Raw genomic sequence first — 4,017 nt, forward strand, 5'->3', positions numbered from 1 at the left:
GTGGCGCTGCTGGTGGCGGGCAAGAGCTTTTCGATGCCCTCGCTCATCGGGCTCATCATGCTGATGGGCATCGCCACCAAGAACTCCATCCTGCTGGTGGAGTACGCCATCGTGGCGCGCCGCGACCAGGGCATGAGCCGCTGGGACGCGCTGCTGGATGCCTGCCACAAGCGCGCGCGGCCCATCATCATGACCACGCTCGCCATGGGCGCCGGCATGATGCCCATCGCCCTGGCGCTGGGCAGCGCCGACATGAGCTTTCGCTCGCCCATGGCGGTGGCGGTGATCGGCGGGCTCATCACCTCGACCGTGCTCAGCCTGCTGGTGGTGCCGGCGGTGTTCACCTACGTGGACGACTTCGCGCAGTGGTTCCAGCGCCGGGTGATGCGGCGGCCCCCACCAGCCCCCCAGGCACCCCGCGCGCCCGAAGCGCCGCACCCGCTGTGAGTGGCGGCGCGGCGGCGCCCTGCCATCGGTGCCGCCCGCCCCTCTAGCACAGGGTTTGCGCTGCTGCGCCCAAGGCGCGGCGGCCTTTTCGCGTGCAGATGCACGGCTTCGCATCACCGGGAAGGCTGCCAGGACTTGTATACAACCATGGGATTCCAGAAGAATTCCAGGGAGACAAGACCATGCGTGCCACCAGTTCAGGGGAAATCCAGCCGGCCGGACGGCCTCCGTCCACGCCTGCACGGCCTGCGTCCCCGGTCCCGGATGCCCCGGAGCGCAGCGCCAGCCTGAAGGGGCCGGAGGGGCTCGCTGCGCGCGGCAAGAGCGGATCGGCGGCGGTCTACACCACCGCCAACATGGCACAGCGCTCGGACCGGACCGTCCTGTCCAAGCTCAAAAGCCTCTGGAAGGGCGGCAAGACCACGGCCAACGCCAGCCTGGGCCCGCTGGCGGTGGGCACGCAGACCCAGCACCCGGTGGTGCGGCACAACCAGGTGCAGGCGCCGCGGTTCGAGGCGGACGGACGGGTGCCACTGCCCAACGCCACCAGGACCGGGCTGGCGCAGGCCGTGCAGGAGGCACTGCACCAGGTGGAGACCGGCCAGTCGCCCGGTACCGAAGGATCGGGCCGGGACGGCGGCATCGCGGGCACGGCGGCGCACTGGGCCCAGCAGGCGCTGTCCGTGCTGTCGCTGGGCAAGGGCCCTGCCAGCGTGCCCAGCGACGCGCTGGAGATGTTCTATGAAGCCGGGGGCCTCAAGGCAGGGGGCCAGAGCAGCCAGGGCAGCGCCACGGCGGAGACGAAGTCCATCGTGCTGGGCCATCTGGAAGGCCTGGTCCATGCCGAGAAGGCCAAGGCCACCATCCACCTGGCCACCCAGGCCGCGTTGCCCGGTGGCGCGCGCGTGAACACGGAAGGCGCATTGCAGCAGCTGACCGACGCCGCCAAGGCCGCCGAGCAGCGCTCCAAGGACGCGGCGACCGCCGCCAACGCCAGGATGGTCGCCGAACTGCTCTCGGGCGTGCCCGAGCCCCTGCAGCCCCGGCTGCAGGCAGCCACCGACACGCTGGTCGCGGCCCTGAACCACGGCACCAAGGTGCCCGACGTGCTGGCCGTCGAGCTGCTGATCAACACCGCCCGCGACACCTTTGCCGGGGATCCCGAGGGGCTGGCGACGGCCATGGAAAACCTGTCGCACAGCTCGCCGGCCCGGCTGGTCGGCCTGGTGCACGACGCCCTGCAGCCTTCCCCACCGGACCGCGAAACCCGCGCCGACCTGCAGCCGCTGTCGCGCCTGGCGTGCGCCATCGCCAGGCCGGCAGGCGGCATGCGCCTGCTGGCCAGGATGACGGACCCTCCCGCCGCCGGGACCCGGCAGGATGCCTTGCAGGTGGCCATGTCGGCGATGCTGCATCTGCAGTCGTCCCGGCAGCAGGAGGGCCCCGGATCGGCCGAGGCCCCGGCGGACATGGCGTTGCTGCGCGACGCAGTGGCGCATGCGGTCGAGCTGGCCCAGCCACGGCACCACCCGGTGCCCGAATCCGAGCGGACGGTGGCGCAGCGCACCGCGTTCCATTGCCTGCAGAACGGGTTCACGACCAAGGCGCCGGGATCCAGCTACGACCGCGTGCGCCAGCGGCTGCTGCAGTTCAGCGACGGCGCGCTCGACCAGACCAGCCAGCGCAACGCGCGCGCGGCGTCCGGGCGGATGGGGCGGTTCCAGAACTGGCTGACGGGCGGGCTGCCCAAGGCCATCGTCAAGAACTCGGCGGGCATGGAAGGGCTGCTGGCGCCTGCGCTGCCCGCCATCGCGTCCTGGCTGCCTGGCGCGCAGCCGACGATGTGGCGCAAGTCGGTCATGCGCAAGATGACCGCCGCCGCCAGCGAGAACGGCATGCTGCCGCGCCGCGACGAAGCCGTGGCATCGCTGCACCGCACCGCCACCGACCTGCGCATCGATCTCCAAGCGCGCGCAGGGGCCGGCGCGCTGCCAGCCGAAACCCTGATGCTCGGGGTGCTGAAGGAGCTGGGGCTGGGCGGGAGCGCGCCGGCCCCTTCGCAGAACACGCTCAAGCACCTGGGCAAGGGCTTTTTCCAGAAAGTGGAGGCCCACCTGGGGGCCGAGGGCCTGGCCGGGCTGCCCTCGGGCCTGGCCGCCGACTGGCAATCGCTGCGCGGCAGCCGCCCCAATGTCGGGCACATCCTGAGGGTGCTGGGAGAGCACACCGATCTGCGCGCGCTGGCCGATGGCACGCTGTCGCCCACGGTGGGCCCCAGCCAGGTCGCCCGGGGCCTGCGCACCGATGCCATCGCCCACGAAGCCATCGGCGGCTTCCACGAGATTGCCGAAGCGGCCAGGGCCGCGGCCGGCGTGGAAGCGCCGCAGACCCGGGCACTGGCCGACCTCATGGTGGTATCGGCCGACCTGCTGGCCAAGGTGAAGCCCGCGGCCGCCTTGCGGTCCCTGCGCATCGACACCTTCGAGGCCATCGAAAGCAAGCTCACCCAGGACTGGCTCAAGACCCTGCCCGAGGGCGAGCGGCCGTCCCGGGAAGAGGCCCTGGACCAGGTGCAGGACGCCTGGCCCGCTTCGGTGCGCAGCGCCTGGTCCCAGATGAAGGAATCGGGCGACGATGCGGGCCGGCTGATGCGCACCCTGGTCGATGCGGCCCTGGCCGTGCCATGGAGCCCGCCCGCGGCCACCACCGGCGCGGCCTCCGGCAGCACCGCTCCCCGCACGGTGGCCGATACCGTGAAAACGGCGGCGCCCGCGCTGCAGGCCCTGCAGCGGGACGTGCACGTGAACCGCTTCGAGCTGTGCGTGTCCGACACCATCACGCTGTTCAACGACCTGCGCGGCCCGGCCGACGCGGCCGAAGTGATGAAATCGCTGTCGCAGCGCATCAGCCTGGGCGAGAAGATCAAGAGCAGCGATGCGCGGCTGGCCCGGCTGGAACTGGGCAAGGCCGTGTCGGTGACCACCGCCACGCCGGAACTCGTGACGCCGATCGCGGGCATCGGCCTGGGGCACGAGCGCTCGATGGACCTGAACATGGTCGGTGCGGCCATGCAGATGCAGATCGCCACGGCGGACTCCAAGAACGCCAACGTGGGGCTCAGCGTGGGCCTGCGGCGCGAGCTGGGGAACCAGGACCACGAGTTCAACCTGGGCGATGACGAAGCAGGCATCGCGCTGCGCTTCGACATGCGCCTGGAGGCCGGCGGCGAAACCTCGCGCACCGAGGGCGTGAGCCTGCGCATGCAGCGCACCGCCTCCCATGAGGACACCTTGCGGCGGCACTTCGCCGATGCGCTCATTGCCATGGCCCACGGGGGCGCCGCATCGTCGGAGGGCGGCCCGGACATGGATCCGCTGGCCCACCTGCTGGAGCACTTTCCTGCGCTGGCCGTGGCGGAGCTGTCCAACACCAAACGCAGCCGCACGTCCGAGATGGCCATCGGCGCCAACGCCATGGTCCGCGCGCGCGGGCCGCGGGACCGCGACGAGCACGACCGCAAGGCCACGCTGCGCGCCATCGGCGTCGACGTGCAGGCGGGGGGTCGCCAGC

At 71.6% G+C, this 4,017-nt stretch carries 2 protein-coding genes; both read left to right on the forward strand.

Annotation, left to right across the window (positions count from 1 at the left end; translation table 11 throughout):
- On the forward strand, positions 1–447 hold a 447-nt coding region (locus tag AC27KI_RS20160; RefSeq protein WP_487115473.1), incomplete at its 5' end, for an efflux RND transporter permease subunit.
- Between the two features lie 182 nt (positions 448–629).
- Positions 630–4,017: hypothetical protein (locus tag AC27KI_RS20165; protein WP_487115475.1), on the forward strand; the 3,388-nt coding region annotated here is incomplete at its 3' end.

Source organism: Acidovorax sp. KPB24-03 (genome assembly GCF_057546605.1).